The 16,373-nt window shown below is 55.2% G+C and carries 15 protein-coding genes and 8 pseudogenes; 16 read left to right on the forward strand and 7 right to left on the reverse strand.

The genetic code is table 11. The annotated features are described in order from the left end of the window. Nucleotides 1-36: 36 nt before the first annotated feature. Entirely contained in the window at nucleotides 37-960 is a 924-nt protein-coding gene (locus OAN307_RS00355) for an NAD(P)-dependent oxidoreductase (protein WP_015497911.1), read from the forward strand. Here the strand turns inward: OAN307_RS00355 and OAN307_RS00360 are convergent, their stop codons facing one another. After that, nucleotides 961-1,407: an RraA family protein gene (locus OAN307_RS00360; RefSeq protein ID WP_015497912.1), complete on the reverse strand. Its 447-nt coding sequence runs from the start codon at nucleotides 1,405-1,407 to the stop codon at nucleotides 961-963. It lies immediately after the preceding gene. A 252-nt stretch (nucleotides 1,408-1,659) separates the two neighbouring features. On the opposite strand from OAN307_RS00360, the gene OAN307_RS00365 reads away from it, so the two are divergent. Beyond that, entirely contained in the window at nucleotides 1,660-2,394 is a 735-nt protein-coding gene (locus OAN307_RS00365; RefSeq protein ID WP_015497913.1) for an SDR family oxidoreductase, read from the forward strand. Nucleotides 2,395-2,397: 3 nt separating this feature from the next. Beyond that, nucleotides 2,398-3,132 (forward strand): SDR family NAD(P)-dependent oxidoreductase, encoded by a 735-nt coding sequence (locus OAN307_RS00370; protein ID WP_015497914.1) that lies wholly within the window; start codon nucleotides 2,398-2,400, stop codon nucleotides 3,130-3,132. On the opposite strand, the gene OAN307_RS00375 is transcribed toward OAN307_RS00370, so the two are convergent. Next, nucleotides 3,129-3,893: an SDR family NAD(P)-dependent oxidoreductase gene (locus OAN307_RS00375; protein WP_015497915.1), complete on the reverse strand. Its 765-nt coding sequence runs from the start codon at nucleotides 3,891-3,893 to the stop codon at nucleotides 3,129-3,131. The two genes, OAN307_RS00370 and OAN307_RS00375, sit on opposite strands and share 4 nt — an antisense overlap. Before the next feature lie 272 nt (nucleotides 3,894-4,165). Between OAN307_RS00375 and OAN307_RS00380 the strand changes: the two genes are divergently transcribed. The 5 genes and pseudogenes from OAN307_RS00380 (at nucleotide 4,166) to OAN307_RS27550 (ending at nucleotide 6,712) form a co-directional block, all read left to right on the forward strand. Continuing rightward, the gene (locus tag OAN307_RS00380) at nucleotides 4,166-4,399 is read left to right on the forward strand and encodes an adenine nucleotide alpha hydrolase family protein (protein WP_044042925.1); all 234 of its coding nucleotides are present in this window, start codon (nucleotides 4,166-4,168) and stop codon (nucleotides 4,397-4,399) included. Continuing rightward, a complete protein-coding gene (locus tag OAN307_RS30855; protein WP_333783187.1) occupies nucleotides 4,386-4,580 on the forward strand; it encodes a hypothetical protein in 195 nt (64 codons plus the stop codon). Before OAN307_RS00380 ends, OAN307_RS30855 begins: the two co-directional genes overlap by 14 nt. 15 nt (nucleotides 4,581-4,595) lie before the next feature. Continuing rightward, a pseudogene (locus OAN307_RS30860) lies at nucleotides 4,596-4,706 on the forward strand (shikimate dehydrogenase); the annotation flags it as partial. Continuing rightward, entirely contained in the window at nucleotides 4,689-5,282 is a 594-nt protein-coding gene (locus OAN307_RS30865; protein WP_408634935.1) for a shikimate dehydrogenase family protein, read from the forward strand. The pseudogene OAN307_RS30860 and the gene OAN307_RS30865, both read left to right, overlap by 18 nt. Nucleotides 5,283-5,440: 158 nt before the next feature. Then, a pseudogene (locus OAN307_RS27550) lies at nucleotides 5,441-6,712 on the forward strand (IS3 family transposase). 1 nt (nucleotide 6,713) lies between these two features. Here the strand turns inward: OAN307_RS27550 and OAN307_RS24930 are convergent. After that, nucleotides 6,714-7,037: pseudogene (locus tag OAN307_RS24930) on the reverse strand (transposase); the annotation flags it as partial. Between the two features lie 527 nt (nucleotides 7,038-7,564). Between OAN307_RS24930 and OAN307_RS00405 the strand changes: the two are divergent. The 4 genes and pseudogenes from OAN307_RS00405 to OAN307_RS00415 form a co-directional block, all read left to right on the forward strand. Beyond that, entirely contained in the window at nucleotides 7,565-8,446 is an 882-nt protein-coding gene (locus tag OAN307_RS00405) for a DMT family transporter (RefSeq protein ID WP_083902887.1), read from the forward strand. A 267-nt stretch (nucleotides 8,447-8,713) separates the two neighbouring features. Continuing rightward, nucleotides 8,714-9,202 (forward strand): annotated as a pseudogene (locus OAN307_RS31035) (tyrosine-type recombinase/integrase); the annotation flags it as partial. Between the two features lie 40 nt (nucleotides 9,203-9,242). After that, nucleotides 9,243-9,569: a tyrosine-type recombinase/integrase gene (locus OAN307_RS31040; protein WP_408634936.1), complete on the forward strand. Its 327-nt coding sequence runs from the start codon at nucleotides 9,243-9,245 to the stop codon at nucleotides 9,567-9,569. 6 nt (nucleotides 9,570-9,575) lie between these two features. After that, nucleotides 9,576-10,563, forward strand: a pseudogene (locus OAN307_RS00415) (IS91 family transposase); the annotation flags it as partial. Nucleotides 10,564-10,995: 432 nt separating this feature from the next. Here OAN307_RS00415 and OAN307_RS00420 read toward each other — a convergent pair. Together OAN307_RS00420 and OAN307_RS00425 are read right to left on the reverse strand one after the other, a co-directional pair. Continuing rightward, a complete protein-coding gene (locus OAN307_RS00420; RefSeq protein WP_015497921.1) occupies nucleotides 10,996-11,997 on the reverse strand; it encodes an LLM class flavin-dependent oxidoreductase in 1,002 nt (333 codons plus the stop codon). A gap of 148 nt (nucleotides 11,998-12,145) precedes the next feature. Then, nucleotides 12,146-12,493 carry a hypothetical protein gene (locus OAN307_RS00425; protein ID WP_015497922.1) on the reverse strand — a complete coding sequence of 116 codons (348 nt, stop codon included), beginning with the start codon at nucleotides 12,491-12,493 and terminating at the stop codon, nucleotides 12,146-12,148. Nucleotides 12,494-12,560: 67 nt separating this feature from the next. Here OAN307_RS00425 and OAN307_RS25675 point away from each other — a divergent pair. Together OAN307_RS25675 and OAN307_RS00435 are read left to right on the forward strand one after the other, a co-directional pair. After that, nucleotides 12,561-13,139, forward strand: a pseudogene (locus OAN307_RS25675) (IS5 family transposase); the annotation flags it as partial. A gap of 192 nt (nucleotides 13,140-13,331) precedes the next feature. Further along, nucleotides 13,332-14,366, forward strand: a complete 1,035-nt coding sequence (locus tag OAN307_RS00435; protein ID WP_044044378.1) for a fatty acid desaturase — start codon at nucleotides 13,332-13,334, stop codon at nucleotides 14,364-14,366. A gap of 376 nt (nucleotides 14,367-14,742) precedes the next feature. On the opposite strand, the gene OAN307_RS31045 is transcribed toward OAN307_RS00435, so the two are convergent. Continuing rightward, nucleotides 14,743-14,877, reverse strand: coding sequence for a hypothetical protein (locus OAN307_RS31045; RefSeq protein ID WP_408634924.1), 135 nt, complete (start codon nucleotides 14,875-14,877; stop codon nucleotides 14,743-14,745). Here OAN307_RS31045 and OAN307_RS29545 point away from each other — a divergent pair. Further along, a pseudogene (locus tag OAN307_RS29545) lies at nucleotides 14,827-15,213 on the forward strand (imelysin family protein); the annotation flags it as partial. The gene OAN307_RS31045 and the pseudogene OAN307_RS29545 sit on opposite strands and share 51 nt — an antisense overlap. Next, the gene (locus tag OAN307_RS29550; protein WP_245540949.1) at nucleotides 15,177-15,596 is read left to right on the forward strand and encodes a DUF1513 domain-containing protein; all 420 of its coding nucleotides are present in this window, start codon (nucleotides 15,177-15,179) and stop codon (nucleotides 15,594-15,596) included. The pseudogene OAN307_RS29545 and the gene OAN307_RS29550, both read left to right, overlap by 37 nt. Here the strand turns inward: OAN307_RS29550 and OAN307_RS25680 are convergent. Then, nucleotides 15,556-16,263, reverse strand: a pseudogene (locus OAN307_RS25680) (transposase). The gene OAN307_RS29550 and the pseudogene OAN307_RS25680 sit on opposite strands and share 41 nt — an antisense overlap. Nucleotides 16,264-16,373: the final 110 nt, after the last annotated feature.

The following is a 16,373-nucleotide window of genomic DNA, read 5'->3' on the forward strand; positions in this document are numbered from 1 at the left end:
GGCCTTGTCAATGGTGCGCGTCCGGAGGATTTCAAAATGGCACAAGATATGACCATCGGCTTCATCGGTGTGGGTTTTATGGGCCACGGCATGGCAAGCAACCTGATCAAAGGCGGCTATTCGATGTGGATCAGAGGCAACCGCAACCGCGAGCCGATCGAAAGCCTGATTGCCAAAGGCGCGCAAGAGGCAGCGACCCCGAGCGAGATGGCCCAGCACTGCGATGTCATCCACCTGTGCCTGTCGAACTCGCCTCAAGTCGAGGCGGTGATCCGCGGCGTTGATGGTATTCTTGCAGGCGCACGCGACGGCCTGATCGTGATTGACACAACGACGGCAGACCCAACCTCGACCGCTTTTTTGGCGGCTGAGCTGGCAGCAAAGGGTGCCACGTTGGTTGACGCTCCGTTGGGACGCACCCCGAAGGAAGCCGAGGCTGGCACGCTTGATGCTATGGTCGGCTGCGATGCGGCGACCTTTGCCAAGATCAAACCGGTGTTGGACTGCTGGGCGGGTAACATCACCCATGTCGGCGACACGGGCAGTGGCCACAAAATGAAGCTGTTGATGAACTTTATTTCGATGGGTTACGCCGCCCTTTATGCCGAGGCGACCGTCTTGGGGGCCTCAGTCGGCTTGCCGCCCGCGAAGGTGCGCGACGTGATCGGATCTAGCCGTTTGTCGAACGGGTTCTTTGATACCTTTATGACATACGCCGTCGATCGCGACCGCGAAATCCATAAATTTACCATCGAAAACGCGTCCAAAGACCTGCGTTATGTCAACGCAATGGCGGCCGAGGTGGGCATGGTCAACATCATGGCGGGTGCTGTCAAACACTACTTTACCCATGTCGAAGCCTTGGGGCAGGGCGGTGATTACGTGCCGATGCTGATCGACCATGTCGCGCGGATGAACGGCATGGACATGGAAGTCGAGGCCGCCAAAGGCCGCGACTGATCAGTCTTCCATCACGGCACGTCCATCGGTCAGCATTTGAATAATGCGTGAATGTTCGCTGAACTCGCTTTTGACCTTGGCTTCCATCGCGGTTTCAGCGGCGCGCACCGAGTCGAGCTTTGCGATCACACGATCAATGCGCGCGTGCGGAACGACGACAACGCCGTCGATGTCAGCCACGATGATGTCGCCGCTAGGCACGAGCTGACCGCCAACACTGGCATCAAACCCGACGCACCCCGGCCCATTGGCATAGGGCGAATTGGGGTTCAAACCGTTGCACCAGGCAGCCAGGCCGACGTCTTGAATGCCCACAAGGTCGCGCATCGGGCTGTCGGTCACAAAGCCGATGCCGCCCGAGCAGTTGTCAACCACCACCGCACAGCCCGCGATATGCGCGTCGAATAGTGGCGAAATCGCGGTTTCCATGCCACCAACGCCGTCCATTGCATCGCAAACGAACCCTGTTGGCACGTCTTTGAATGCCGCAATCTACGCCGCCGTCGGCCGCGGGAATTTCGCGTGTAAGGTTAGCTGGGTTGGCTCTTTGATCATCGGGTGTCCTTTGCATAAGACGCACCACTTATTGTCGTGGCGGCGAATTGGGCTTGCATTTGGTATACCAAATTGACAGCCTACGACAATGCTGCAAATGCGGGACCGCAAATGCAGGGCCGAAACCAAGCGGGGGAGATCACCATGCCATCCATTCTTATCACAGGCGCAGGCAGCGGCGTTGGCCGCGCAACCGCGAAAGCGTTCTTGGAAGAGGGCTGGCAAGTGGGTCTCGTCGGCAGACGCACCGCGCCGCTTACCGAAACCGCGGGGGATAATTCCAACGCGCTAGTTTTGCCCTGTGACGTCGCGAACGAGGTCGAGGTCGATGCCGCCTTTGGCAAAGCCGCAGCGCATTGGGGTCGTGTCGATGCGCTGTTTAATAACGCAGGCGTCAGCCTTGGGGGCGCGCCGATTGATGAGTTGGCCGTGGATGACATTCGCTACTTATTGGACGTCAATGTGATGGGTGCAGTCATCGCGGCGCGGGCCGCTTTCGGCCTGATGCGCAAGCAAGACCCGCAGGGCGGACGTATCATCAACAACGGATCTGTTTCAGCATACGTGCCGCGTTGGGGATCTGTGCCCTATACGGTTTCCAAACATGCGATCACGGGTTTGACTCGTACCTTGTCTCTGGATGGCAGACCGTTCAACATCGCTTGTGGGCAGATTGATATCGGAAATGCTTTGACGGAAATGGCGCAGAAAATGACCAAGGGCGTTCCGCAGGCCGATGGCCAGTTGGCGATTGAGCCGGTGATCGACGTCGCCCATATCGCCAGTTCCGTAGTGCACATGGCGCAGCTACCACTTGATGCCAACGTGCAATTTATGACCGTGATGGCAACGAACATGCCCTTCATCGGAAGGGGCTAAGCCATGCAAATGAAAGACCAAGTCGCCGTCGTCACCGGAGCTGCACAGGGCATTGGCCTCGCCGTTTCAACACTCCTAGCCGCGCGCGGTGTACGTGTCGCGGGCTGGGACATTGACCCGACGCACACGACCGCAATGGCGGGCCTGCCAAGACCGGGCACGGCGATTTCTTGTGACATCACCGATCTTGCTTCGGTCGAAGCGGCGCACGCGGCCACGTGCGAACAACTCGGCGTGCCGACGATCCTTGTGAATAGCGCAGGAATAGCGGGACCGAACGCGCCTGTCGAAACCTATGACGTCGACGCATGGCATCAAGTGATCGACATCAACTTGAACGGCACCTTTTACGTGAACCGCGTTTGCGTGCCAGGGATGAAGGCGCAGGGCTATGGCCGCATCTTGAACATCGCGTCCATCGCGGGCAAGGAGGGCAACCCGAACGCTTCTGCATACTCTGCGTCTAAGGCCGCGGTGATAGGCCTGACCAAATCGTTGGGCAAGGAATTGGCAGATATGGACATCGCGGTGAACTGCGTCACACCTGCCGCCGCTCGCACGCGTATCTTTGACCAGATGAGCGCGGAACACATCGACTATATGTTGTCGAAAATCCCGCGCGGTCGGTTCTTGGAAGTCAAAGAAGCCGCCGAGATGATTGTCTGGGCCGTGTCGCCTGAAAATAGCTTCACCACCGGCGCTGTATTCGATCTGTCAGGGGGGCGCGCGACCTACTAAGCACCCTTTGGCCAAACCGCTTGGGAAAAGACGCCGCCATCAACCCATAGGGTTTGTCCTGTCACAAAAGCCGCTGCGTCGGACGCCAGAAACAAAATTGGCCCGACCAAATCAGCGGGGGTGCCGACGCGGCGCAGTGGGGTCAGTTCGGCCCATTGATCGGCGTAGTCTTCGTCCTCGTCGTTGGTGCGGTCCGTCTCGATCGCGCCGGGTGCAACGCAGTTCACGCGGATGCCGTGGGGACCAAGTTCAGCGGCTGACACCTTGGTAAACTGCTCGATCCCGCCCTTTGACGCCGTGTAGTCCACAAGGTTTGGAAACGCGAGTTTGTTGCAGCCAGATCCGAGGTTAATGATCGTCCCTTTGACCTTATCCGCAACCATCAAGCGGGCGGCCATCTGAGTGTTCAAGAAGCAACCGCGCAGGTTGGTGCGGATAACATTGTCCCAATCGCTTACCTTAAGGTCCAGTAGCGGGGACCACGTCTGGATGCCCGCATTGTTCACTAAAAGATCAGGCGAACGGCCAAAGTCTTTCGCAACAGACGCATAAAATTCTGTGACATCGGCTTCGTCGCCAACATCGCGTTGATACGCCTTGACCTCAAAACCCTGTTTCATAAGGTTGCTCGCCAGTTCCTGCGCTGGTGTGGGCGTTGATCGATAATTGAAAGCGACGCGGTATCCCGCCTGTGCAAGCGCGCCGACCAAATGGTGCCCAATGCCGGTACTTCCGCCTGTGACGACTGCAATTTTCTGCATAGGGGACCTTTCTTGTTTTCACGCGCGCTGTCCGAGACATTTACAGGGGGTGTTGTTGAGGCGGTTGTTAATTTCTTCGATGTCCTGATCTGACATCGATCGGAGCCAACGTCTACTTCGGACGCGACAAAATCATCCTACTGCAACGAAAGACTTTCAAAACGCGACGCTTGCATCACAGGCCGCGCGCCGCATAATGTAGACAATCAGATGGGCCAAACTCTCTTTTAGTTTAAGATGCCTTTGGTTCCAAAAACCTTAATGACGGAAACATGGAAACCATCCTCGCAAAGCTGACAATCTTTACCCATCCGCAGCTGCTTGTTGGGCGTGGAGCCTTCGCAGGTATCTATATGGGCGGCGTCTCCGAGGCGCTCCAACAATTGCAGAAAGTAGATGTGAAATCGGTCCGTCAAAAGAACGACCGCATCGTGGCGTCGTTTGCGACGATCACCAGCCCGCTGATCCTGCTTTTGTCAGCCAGACACCGTTTTGGATCGCGATGAAAAATCGCCTTTTTGGAAGGACAGCACCATTACAGCCGCGGCAACCAAATCCGTCAAACTGGGACCAATCGGTGACAACATCATACAATCAAAGTCCCCGCGACTGCACCGCACGGCGGGGCAGCTGACAGGCCTTGACGTGACCTATGACCGGCTGATCCCGAACGACATGGGGCTGTAGTTCGACGAGGTCTTTGAGCTGGCGCGCGCATCTGGCTTCCGCGGCATCAACATCACCTACCCCTACAAGGAGGTTGTGACATCGAAAGTGACCGTGTCTGACCCGCTTGTGCGTGGTATCGGAGCCGTCAATACGGTCGTCTTTGATTCTGATGGACCTAAAGGGTTCAACACCGACTATACCGGTTTTATGAATGCATACCGGTCGGTGCGCGGCACCAAGCAACCGGGCGTTGTCTGTCTGATTGGGACCGGTGGCGTTGGCAAAGCTGTTGCCTTTGGCCTGATTGGATTGGGCGCACAGGCGATCCATTGCGTCGATCTTGATCCCGCCAAAGCAGCGAGCCTTGCAGATACGCTGGTGGAACTCGGGTCGCAAACGCGGATCGAGGTGTTTGGGGATGCGGTTGCCGCCGTGGACGGTGCGGACGGGATCATCAATTGCACCCCTTTGGGAATGGTTGGAATTGGTGGATCGCCATTGCCTGATGATGCAATGCAAGGGGCCGCGTGGGTTTTTGACGCGGTCTATACGCCCGTCGACACGCAATTTTTGCAAGATGCACAGCGCGCAGGTCTCACTGTGATTTCAGGCTACGAGTTGTTTTTTGGTCAGGGGGTTGATGCTTGGAAAATCTTCACCGGCATCGAAATCGACCACGCCGCGCTCAGGATCGCTATTCAAGGATATCTTCCGAGCTAAGGACTTCCTGACATGGCCAGCTGAATCAGCTTTTTTAAAATATTTGGTTTTGCAGATGTGTCTTTTCTTGTAACCTTTTGACGTCGCCCGACAAACTGAGCTACCCCCCCGAAATTTGGACACTGATGTAAGCTACAATTTGTAGTTTGCGATCTTGAATACGAAGGAGATCAGATACGTTGAAACGGAAGCAACATCACCCGGAGTTTAAGGCCAAGGTCGCGTTAGAGGCGTTGAAGGGTGAGGAGACGGTGAGCGAGCAGGCCAGTCGGTTCGGTGTTCACCTGACGATGATCCATCAATGGAAGCGGGCTTTGCTTGAGGGCGCGTCTGGTGTGTTCGAACGCGGCAGCCGTAAGGCACCCGAGGTCGACGAAGAGCAGGTAAAAGACCTGCACGCCAAGATTGGGGAGTTGGCCGTCGCCAACGGTAAGGTGGCTCTCGCCCCCTAGCTTTGGCCAGAAAACTCAAGCCTTGGACCAGAAAGTGAAGCGCAAGATGATTGAGCCGAACATCCGGGGCCTGTCTGTTGGCAGCCAATGCGCCTTGCTGTCGATCTCGCGGTCATCGTTTTACTACGAACCGAAAGGAGAGCCCAAGAAGAATTTGGATCTTATGCGCGTGATCGACAAGCAATTCCTTGAGACGCCGTTCTATGGCGTTCGCCAAATGACATGGCATTTGCGCAATGAGGGCCATCTCGTAAATGAGAAGCGCATTCGCCGCCTTATGCGGTTGATGGGTCTCATGCCGATCTATCAAAAACCTAACACCAGTAAGGCCCCCAGGGGGCATAAGATTTACCCCTACCTGCTGCGTGGCCTTCGCGTCGACCGGCCCAACCAAGTTTGGTGTGCTGACATCACCTATCTGCCGATGCGGCGTGGCTTTCTATATCTGGTTGCGATTATGGACTACCACACACGCAAGGTTCTGGCATGGCGCGTCTCGAACACGCTTGAGGCGAGGTTTTGTGTTGATGCGCTGAACGAGGCCATCCATAAGTTTGGCCCACCTGAAATTATGAATACGGGTCAAGGTTCCCAGGTCACGTCTTTCACCTGGACGGACAGATTGCGGCGCTCAAACGTGCGCATCTCCCCTCTCTTGCATGTAAACATGCACTGCTGGGGCAGTGAATTGACGGCAAAGGCCGTTTCCTCGACAATATCTTTGTCGAACGGCTGTGGCTGTCGCTGAAGTATGAAGGCGTCTACCTGCATGCCTGGGAAGCCGGATCAGAGGCCAGAGCTGGCGTCAGAAAATGGATCGAGTTCTGCAACCACAAGTGCCCGCATTCTTCTCTTGGCGGCAAACCACCTGCTGTGGTCTATTGGCAGAGAATTGAAACAACCAACCCCGATCAGCAGGTGCAAAGAGTAGCTCGCGGCTTAATTTACGCCAGATACTGTCCAACTAATGGGGAGTAGCTCACTTCCAACGACCCATCAGGGTTTCACCCCGGCTCCACTGATTGTAGCCCGATGACTTCTGCCATGCCATTCGTCCGTGCGCTCGTATGTCGGCAATATGGCGGTCACGAATGCTCAGGTTTTGGGTGGCGTCGGGGCTCAGGACAGCGTTCTTGCGTGGTGGAATAGCAACTTTGATCGCCGAACCAAAGCGTTCAGTAAGAGCAGCGCAGGTTGGCTCGCCATCGTAAGCACCATCCGCCAAGAATAGGTCAACTCGTCCGTCGATCTGATCCAGTAGGCTCGGCAGAGCGGTCGGATCGCCAATGTCTTCCGTGGTCAACCGATGCTTTTGCTTCGGAATTTTGTCGCGCCGATTTAATGAGGGCTGTCGTCGAAGCCGGAAGAGGTAAAGGCGGTACGAACACAAAGTTGCATGCCGTCTGGTCAGAGCCGATTGTGACAGATGCTGCGCCATGCACATTGCTATATTAAGGGTGGAAAGTGCTCCTTCGCTGCGGTTTGCATCAATGGCTGCTGTGCGGACAAAGTGAGTTTTCACTGCATGCGCGCCAACGGAAGCTTTAGGAAAATCCTCTGCTTCTAGTAAGGCAGAGCTGACTCAGTTCAGGGTGGTTCTGAACGGCGTCAGGTGGGCAACCAACCCCATCTCAACACTCCCATAGCGTTCCAAGTCATTTCAAGCTTTTTAGCCTGTGGTGTCGCAAGTAAAAATGGACGTTAGAGACAGCGGTGGTTATTATTCTTCCAATGGCCCTCTCTGGCTAGGTTGGTCATCGGAGACACAAGATAACCATTCCCACAATCACACCTGTAAAATCGGCTCAAAAACCGAGGCATTCCGCTAACATGCGGGGTATCGCCCTTATGGCTGCAGGCGTGTTCCTATTTTCAGCCACGGACGCGATAGGGAAGTTGCTGACCGACACGCTCCCTCCCATCCAAATTGTTTGGTTTCGCCAGCTTGGCCTCTTTTGGGGTGTCATGGTTCTTGTCGCAATGCGAGGCCGGTCAGTCTTGAAATCAAAATACCCCGGCCTGCAAATCGGACGCGGTGTGTTGGCAGGAAGCTCCGCGACACTATTCATCATCGGCGTCAGTTACGTGCCACTGGCTGATGCCGTTGCGATTACGTTTGTTGCCCCGTTTATGGTCACCGTTATGGGGGCTTTGATCCTGCGTGAAAAGGTAGGGTTGCGCAGATGGACCGCCGTGACTGTTGGCTTTATCGGCACGTTGATCGTCATTCGCCCGGGGATGGGTGTCGTGCATCCCACAGCGGGTTTACTGCTCATCGCGGCCACCGCATTTGCATTGCGTCAAATTCTATCGCGGATGGTTTCTGGGGGTGATAAAACCCAAACTACGGTCGCTTATACCGCCATTGTTTCTGGGCTGCTGTTGACAATCCCCCTACCCTTCGTCTGGGAGACTCCCACCACAAGTCTGGAAATTTCATTGCTGGTCGCAATTGCTGTGATTGCTGCATTTGCTGAAACTTTGGTCATTATGGCGTTGGATGTGACACAGGCCGTTGTCGTAGCTCCTGTGCAATATAGCATGATAATTTGGGGAACCTTTTATGGCTTTTTCATTTTTGGCCAACTCCCTGACGGATGGACCTGGATCGGCACCGCCGTCATCGTGGTAACAGGACTCTATATGCTAAATCGTGAACGTCTCATTGCTCGATCAAACCGTCAAGATGACAGCGGTGGTGATGGGTTGTGAGCGAAGCACGCAATATAGGCCTCCAATCGGGAAGGAGACATTCATACGAACTGCAGCATCAGGCAAAAAGGGCTCAAGCACTAAATCGCTTCGCGATAGGGGCGCTTGTGGTTGGGGTTGTGCTGAACCGGGATTTGTTGCGCGTTTTGTGGTGTTGGGTGTGTGCTCTTCGTCGAGGTGATTTTGCCTCGATCGACAGAGGATATTCCGATGAACATTCAACAATTGACACCAACGACGCCCCTTCGTGCTCGCATGATAGCCGATATGTCGGGACGCAATCTCGGCCCTGCTTCTCAGACAGGCCACTTGCGTGCGTGCAAGCGATTTGCGGCCTGGCTTGGCCGCTCCCCCGAGATGGCAACGCCGGATGATGTGAAATATTTCCAGCAGCACTTTATTGAAAGCGGCGTCAGTATTTGCACGCGCAATCAAACGATGACGGGTGTGAAGTTTCTGCTTCGCGTGACTTTGCGGCGACACGATTTGGTTGCTGAGATCTTTCACCTGAAGGAACCTGTGAAGGTGGCGCTGGTTCTCAGTAAGAAGGAGATCATGCGCATCTTGGCCATGGCACCAAGCCAGAAGGCGAAGGTGATGTTGTCACTGGCCTATGGGTGCGGCATGCGCGCTGGTGAGGTTGTGCGCTTGAAGGTTGGGGATATTGACAGCGCACAAGAGATCATCCGTATTGTACAATCAAAAGGTCGCAAAGACCGCAACGTCATGTTGCCGATGGACCTTTTGGATCTGTTGCGCGAGTGGTGGGTCGAACGCCCAACCGGTCAGGGCAAGGATGTGCCAACGCCTGAGCGGTCCTCTTCCCGGATATCGCGGCAACTACCTCTCAACCCGGCAGATCTCGCGCTTGTTCAAAGAGACCGCGCGGGAAGCTGGGATCACCAAGCCGGTCACACTGCATACGTTGCGGCACAGTTTTGCGACCCACCTGCTGGAACGCGGGGTGGATATCTGGGTGATCCAAGCACTACTCGGCCACACCAAACTGACGACCACGGCACGGTATGCAAGCGTGGCCACCGGTATGATCGCGGCGGTGGACAGCCCGTTGGATGATCTGAATGGGAGCAAGCGCAAGAAAAGCAGGCCCAAGTCTTCATAAGCAGCTATGTCGGTTCAATCTCTGGAGGTTGCGGATATTTTCCGCGCCCATGGTGCTGTCTGGGGGGCGGTGAATGCAGGACACATCAGTCTGACCCAGCTCAAAGTCATGAGCGCCATTGAGCGCTGCCGCACAGCGGGGCTTGGCGGTCATGTCGCGCGGTGCGCCGACTGTGCGCATGAGCACATCGCCTACAACTCATGCCGCAACCGTCATTGTCCCAAATGTCAGGCGGGGTGCCGCCAAAACTTGGTTGGCAGCACGTGAGGCCGAGCTGCTGCCCGTGCGGTATTTCCACCTCGTCTTCACCCTGCCCAAACAGATCGCCGACATCGCGTACCAAAATAAGCGCGAGATCTACAATCTACTGATGCGGGCAAGTGCGGACACTGTGGTCAAAATCGCCGCCGATCCTAAACATCTGGGGGCAAAGGTTGGCATAACGTCAGTCCTTCACACTTGGGGATCCGCGATGACCCACCACCCGCATGTCCATATGATCGTTCCGGGCGGTGGGCTTTCGAGGGATGGTTCAAAATGGATCGCCAGCCGCAAGAACTTCTTCCTGTCTGTTCGCGTTCTATCCCGCTTGTATCGGCGGCTCATTCTGGAAGGGCTGCCCAAGCTGGACATGGCCGGGAAACTGCAATTCTTCGGCGATCTCGCAAACCTTGCAGATCGAAATGCCTTCGACGACTTCCTCAAACTGCTGCGCAAAATCGACTGGGTCGTCTACGCCAAAGAACCCTTCGCTGGGCCGAAGGCGGTGCTGGCGTACCTGTCGCGTTACACCCACAGAGTGGCAATATCCAACAGCCGCTTGATCCGCTTTGATGCGCAAAACGTCACCTTCCGCGTCAAAGACTCGGGCCACCACACTACTATGACGCTGGCAACATCAGAATTTATTCGCCGTTTCCTGATCCACGTCCTGCCAAGAGGTCAGCACCGCATCCGCCACTATGGGTTCTACGGAAACGGTAACTGGGCCGCCGCATGAAGCGCGCACCGCACGTCGTAAATTGCAGTCTCAACCGCACGCTACACCGCCTGCGGACCAACGGTCATGCGCAAATCAAGATATCGAAGCGGCGCAAGTTGATGACACCGATGGGATGCGGCACATATCGACCAAAATTCAGAAAAACTCATGAGGCGTTTTCCCGAAAATGCCCCGTGCAATCAGCCTGCCCAGTCGGATCCAAAGCACCCGAACCCCACAAATCCCCATAGACACCACTGATCCACCAAGACCAACCCCGCGATTTCCCGCTTGAGCGCTTCTCCGACGCCAGGCAACGATCCGCGTCACCCAAACGGCGCGCCCAGCGTCCGAGAAACCTACACTCAACCGGACGTTCGCCGCGCGCTCTTCTCCAAGGTCCGCAATGGGCCGGAAGTGTCGGTGCCAGCCAGCAGGATTAGTCTACCTTTTTTGTGCAATCAATTGGGTCAAGACATCGCCGGCAATTTTAAACGATCGCACTCGTGCAGCGTGGTCATGGATCATGCCAGTCACCAAAAGCTCGTCGGGCCGGTACTTTTCGATCATCGCGCTTAACTGCGCCTTGACCATCGAAGGTGAACCCGTTGCGGAACACGATAAGGCTTGTCTGACTTGCGCCAGGACTGGCGCGGGGACGTGTGCCTCGACATCTTGGACGGGCAGGGGCAGCTTACCGGGCTGGCCGGATATCAAACGTGCAAATGCAATTTCTTGCGAGGATCGCAGCATCTGCGCCTCCTCGTCGGTCTCGGCAGCACAGACACCTGCCGCGACCATTGCATAGGGCTCGGACAAGAACTGGGATGGTTTGAAAGTTGTTCTGTAGATCGACAGTGCCTCTTCGAGCATAACCGGTGCGAAGTGCGAGGCGAAGGCATAGGGCAGGCCCAGATGGGCTGCCAGCTGGGCACCGTAAAGGCTCGACCCGAGGATCCAGACCGGAACGTGCGTGCCGACACCAGGAATAGCGCGGACAGCTGCACCCTCGGGCATGTCATCGAAATAGCCGATCAGCTCTTGCACATCTTGGGAAAAGCTATCCTCGGGCGCCATATGGCGTCGTAACGCACGGGAGGTCGCCATATCGGTGCCAGGTGCGCGGCCCAGGCCGAGATCAATGCGGTCGCCGTACAGCGTTGCCAGCGTTCCGAACTGTTCTGCTATCACCAATGGCGCGTGGTTCGGTAACATGATCCCACCAGCGCCGATCCGCATGGTCCGGGTCGCAGCTGCCACGTGGCCGATCACTAGGGCCGTCGCGGCGCTGGCGATGCCGGCCATGTTGTGATGCTCAGACAGCCAGTAGCGGTGATATCCAGCGTTTTCTGCAGCGTGCGCCAAAGCAACTGAATTGGCCAAGGCGTTCGCCGTGGTTTTGCCTTCTGGCACGGGTGATAAGTCGAGGAGCGAAAAGTGCTGCATTGAGGCCTCCGTTTGCAGTGAGGTATGCACCCGATCCGCGCAACCTAAGGTCGTCTCTAACACTGTCGCAAGATGGAGTGGTGGTCATGAACTATCGTCTTGAAGTAGCGAAAAGGGCTGCGTTTTGTCATCCACAGAAGCTAATTGCTCACCCTGCCCGCCTCAACCGATTTTGCTCTGACAGTGCCATCTGGGACTTGATCTGCGCTTCACTCACTGCGTCGTATAGGGATGTTATAGTTTTTGACATTTCCAAGCTATTAATTGGCTTTTCCAACATCGCACAACGAAATCCAAACTTATCCTCAAATATAAAAGCTTCCAAGAGGCGTGACGACATTAGAATGGCAAGCGTCGCATCATTTAGTTTAAGTGTTTGCTCGATCAATTTTATACCCGTTTGCCCATGGTCCAAATTTAGATCCGTTACGATGACAGCAAGATGAGGTGTCTTTAAGATGATCTGTTGTGCTTTTGCGAAGCTGGTTGCGGTCAAGACGGCTTTGTTGCACAATTCAGTTGAGGGGATTCATCTCGTAAATTTAGCATGATACTCGGAGGGTATGAGCAGTTGGATCCCTACGAAGTACAAGACCACGAACTGGTCGTCATACAATGACAGCGTGGGTCGCTGTCGATATGGTTTGATCCTGCTATGGAATGGGTGCCGCGGCCGAGCGGAAAGCGCGGTCGTCAACAACATTTCAGTGATGCCGCGATCCAGACATGTCTGACCTTGAAGGTGCTGTTCGGGATGCCGCTCAGGCAGACACCAGGTTTTGTGCAAAGCCTGCTGCAGCTCGTCGGGCTGGACTACGGTGCCGGACTTCAGCACTCTATGTTGCCGTCTAAAAACGCTGAACGTCAGCCTGCCCTATCGCGGGGAAACCGGTCCTTTGAATCTCTAGATCGACAGCACGGGGATCAAAGCAGAAGGTGAAGGAGAGTGGAATGCGCGTAAGCATGGCGGCTCCAAACGCCGCATCTGGCGTAAGATACACATAGGCATCGACGAGGAAACGCTGGAGGTTCGGGCAGTCGAAGTCACTAGCAGCGACATCGGGGAAGCTTCCATGCTGCCCGAACTCCTAAACCAGATCCCCTCCGATCAGGACATTGGCAGCGTTACCGCTGATGTTGCGTCGACCGGTTGAAACCGCCGCCTATGACGGTCTTGTTTCGCCGACGTGATCTTGGCTCAATCCCGTGAGGGAGGCCACAGCGTGTGATGCAAAACGACATGATGCAAATATTGCTTAAATAAAGTCGATTTGGGGTCTCTAAATCTAGATTCTTTGATACTGAGGGAGCTAGAAGTTATGCAAAGCAGGTTCATGGATAGATTTTCAGAAAGCGGCGACATCAAACTTGAAACCCGCGCCCCCCGCGACTGGGTGAGAACCTTATCCAGCTACCGTGATCCAAGCACGGTTCGCAGTTGGTTTGAACTCGCCGTGACTGTGGGACCTTTTATAATCCTATGGGCGTTGGCATGGTGGAGCCTGTCTTACAGTTATTGGCTGGCCTTTGCTCTCTCGATGCTGAACGGCGCGTTCCTGTTGCGACTTTTTGCAATCCAGCATGATTGTGGACACGGTTCATTTTTTAACAATCGTAACCTGAGCGATTGGATTGGCCGCGTTCTCGGTGTGCTGACGCTGACCCCTTATGATGTTTGGCGGCGCACACATTCTATTCACCACAGTTCGTCAGGAAACCTGGGTCAGCGCGGCATCGGGGACGTTTATACGATGACCGTTGCCGAATATGCCCAGCTGACCCCGCTTAACCGCTTGAAATACCGGCTTTACCGGCACCCGATTGTGTTGTTCGGTTTGGCACCAGGCTATCTTTTCCTCTTAAAAAATCGATTGCCCCTCGGCCTCATGAATGGTGTCAAATACTGGGTAAGCGCAATGGCGACGAACGTCGCGCTGTTGGTCTTGGTTTCAATTATCATGTATTTTGGTGGTGTCATGCCGATCATGTTGGTTTTCTTGCCCACAACATTGCTTGCGGCAACGGCAGGTGTGTGGCTGTTTTACGTCCAGCATCAGTTTGAGGACACGCATTGGGATGCCGAAGAAGATTGGCAGGTGCACGACTCAGCGTTGAAGGGCAGCTCACATTACGTGATGCCCTCCGTTCTACAATGGCTCAGCGCCAACATCGGAATCCACCATGTACATCACCTCTATGCGCGAATTCCTTTCTATCGTTTGCCAGAGGTACTTCGCGATCACGCGGAACTGGCGGATGGAAACCGGATGACGATCTTGGAAAGCCTCGGGAACTCGCGGCTGAACTTGTGGGACGAAAAGACCAAGAAATTGTTGTCGTTCTCTCAGGCCCAAACGCTTCAGGAATAAGCCAAGCAACATAACTTTCAGCCGACGATCTGGTCCATAAAGTTGATTTCGTTTGCGAAGACGTGCTTCGTTCAACGTTTGAAATGTCTCACTTGGCGTGTTGGAGCAGAGCTTGGCAGGGCGAACACATCAAACATCGCAGCGCTGAACAGTGATGCCCGCGTGGTCACTCGGTGGCGTGCGATGGTATTGCCTCAGTCTGCGTCTTCGCTCTGCGCGCCGGCCTTGAGTTCCAGCCGTCGTTGCGACTTCCGGCGGGCTGATAGCGGGCTCTCTGCCTACCGGCCTACCGTTTTTGGAACCGCTTGATCTTGTTCAACTTTGATATGTTCCAAAACCGCGCCGAGACGTTTGTTCTTGGCGATTTCAGCCTGAGTCACGCGCTGATCTTGTCGAACACGGTGCAGGGGATCGAAACACCTTTCCATCGGACGTCAAACCGGCCGTCCTCTGCCCCGTAGGGTACCATGCCATAGAGTTCATGCTTTGCGGCCAAGACCTGAACGGTCATTGGAGCGGTGCGGGAGTGCGGCCTTGGACGGACTACGCCATGGGCTATGAATGTACGAATGCCAACTGTGACCGCCGTGGTGAACTCCTGACCGCAGCCACCGACCTGCTCATGTCCGATCTGGAATAGATGACAACGCAGTGGGCCGACTATGGCGCAGCACGTGGTGATCTAACGGCGAACACGGGTGCAGGTCTTGGCGTCATGCTTAATGATCCAGAAGAGGAGCATTCCTGCTTTGCAGACGACACCAAAAACGACCATTACTATGACGGCCTGGGTGTTCAGAATGTCTACTTGTGCGAATACATAGGCGCAGAGATGAATGGGACAGCGGCGGTATCGGTCCAATTGCCAATGGTGGCATCGGTAAACACCCTGACACAGGACGTACCAAGCTCAAAATACCAACGATGCCACCTGACCTTGCGTATTTTGGGGACGACAACGTGGTCAAAGTCGCCACGTTTCCGCTTGAGATGCACAAGAACTCCATCCGACATCTCGCCTTCGGAATGCAGTGGCAAGGAGATGGCCCAGTGGATGGTCTCGTCGGCATTTACCAGATCGGATCACCTGTGAATCGGTGTAGCGGTCTAGCGTGTTACGGAACGGCCTATCGGGGCTTTGTTGCACAAATCGCGCTGATGTCGTGCTTCCCCTGCACCCCGGACGGACTCATCCTACGGCAATGGTGTTTGGGATGCCAACCGCGGTGATGCCATTGATTATGACGGCGCAGATCTTAACCTCTGCGACCTGGCGATCGAAATCACTGGCAGCCAAGCGCTGCCCCATCAGTTTCAGGCAATGCACCTTAGTCTCGGCGCGGCTTTGGCGGCGGTATCGAGTTGAGCGCCGCCAAAGCGAACGACCAAGATATTTGGATGAACAAATGGCTTCGTTTCTCGCCATGGCACCGGGGGTGTCCACAGGCCGGCAGTGGTTTGCCTGCAAACCATGAGAGGCAGGCATCCAAGGCTTGGGGTTCTTGCGCGGCGGAATGACGGCGAAGGCATCGCGAGCTGCGAACGCATTATGACATTTGCGTGTATCGAATGCTGCATCCGCTGCCCAGCATTGCATGTTTACATGCATGAGAGGGTGCGGTGAGGCTACCGATCTTCTGATCAGGACCAATCTGGTCGAGCAGATCAGGCAATATGGGCGCATCTCCAATACTACTGTTGGTCACTTCAATCGCCCGGATATCAAGTGTTTCGTCATCGCCCCCCCCCTCTCGGCGAATGTTCCATTCGCCTGCCGGGCAATGGAAGGCGCGGCCTCCCAGGTAGCTTCGGGGTTGAACCAGATCGTCAAAGGTCCGCTATCTTTAAGGGCCTTATTGTACGCAGGCCAGTTCTTCGTACAGTAACTTGGGAGGATCGGAGCTCATACAGCACCAGCTACCACGCTTGATTCGCAACAATAATCCCTGCAACCAGAATATTTGTACAACAAAGCCGTTCTTCATCTTAATTTCACAAAACCTATCA

It is taken from the genome of Octadecabacter antarcticus 307 (genome assembly GCF_000155675.2).
Classification (GTDB): domain Bacteria; phylum Pseudomonadota; class Alphaproteobacteria; order Rhodobacterales; family Rhodobacteraceae; genus Octadecabacter; species Octadecabacter antarcticus.

Bases quoted from the DNA above. Each gene is read 5' to 3' on its own strand.
- OAN307_RS00370 (WP_015497914.1), top strand. From the start codon at position 2,398: ATGCAAATGAAAGACCAAGTCGCCGTCGTCACCGGAGCTGCACAGGGC.
- OAN307_RS00435 (WP_044044378.1), top strand. From the start codon at position 13,332: ATGGATAGATTTTCAGAAAGCGGCGACATCAAACTTGAAACCCGCGCC.
- OAN307_RS31040 (WP_408634936.1), top strand. From the start codon at position 9,243: ATGTGCCAACGCCTGAGCGGTCCTCTTCCCGGATATCGCGGCAACTAC.
- OAN307_RS00420 (WP_015497921.1), bottom strand. From the start codon at position 11,997: ATGCAGCACTTTTCGCTCCTCGACTTATCACCCGTGCCAGAAGGCAAA.
- OAN307_RS00365 (WP_015497913.1), top strand. From the start codon at position 1,660: ATGCCATCCATTCTTATCACAGGCGCAGGCAGCGGCGTTGGCCGCGCA.
- OAN307_RS00375 (WP_015497915.1), bottom strand. From the start codon at position 3,893: ATGCAGAAAATTGCAGTCGTCACAGGCGGAAGTACCGGCATTGGGCAC.
- OAN307_RS00355 (WP_015497911.1), top strand. From the start codon at position 37: ATGGCACAAGATATGACCATCGGCTTCATCGGTGTGGGTTTTATGGGC.
- OAN307_RS00405 (WP_083902887.1), top strand. From the start codon at position 7,565: ATGCGGGGTATCGCCCTTATGGCTGCAGGCGTGTTCCTATTTTCAGCC.
- OAN307_RS00360 (WP_015497912.1), bottom strand. From the start codon at position 1,407: ATGGACGGCGTTGGTGGCATGGAAACCGCGATTTCGCCACTATTCGAC.
- OAN307_RS00380 (WP_044042925.1), top strand. From the start codon at position 4,166: ATGGAAACCATCCTCGCAAAGCTGACAATCTTTACCCATCCGCAGCTG.
- OAN307_RS31045 (WP_408634924.1), bottom strand. From the start codon at position 14,877: ATGACCGTTCAGGTCTTGGCCGCAAAGCATGAACTCTATGGCATGGTA.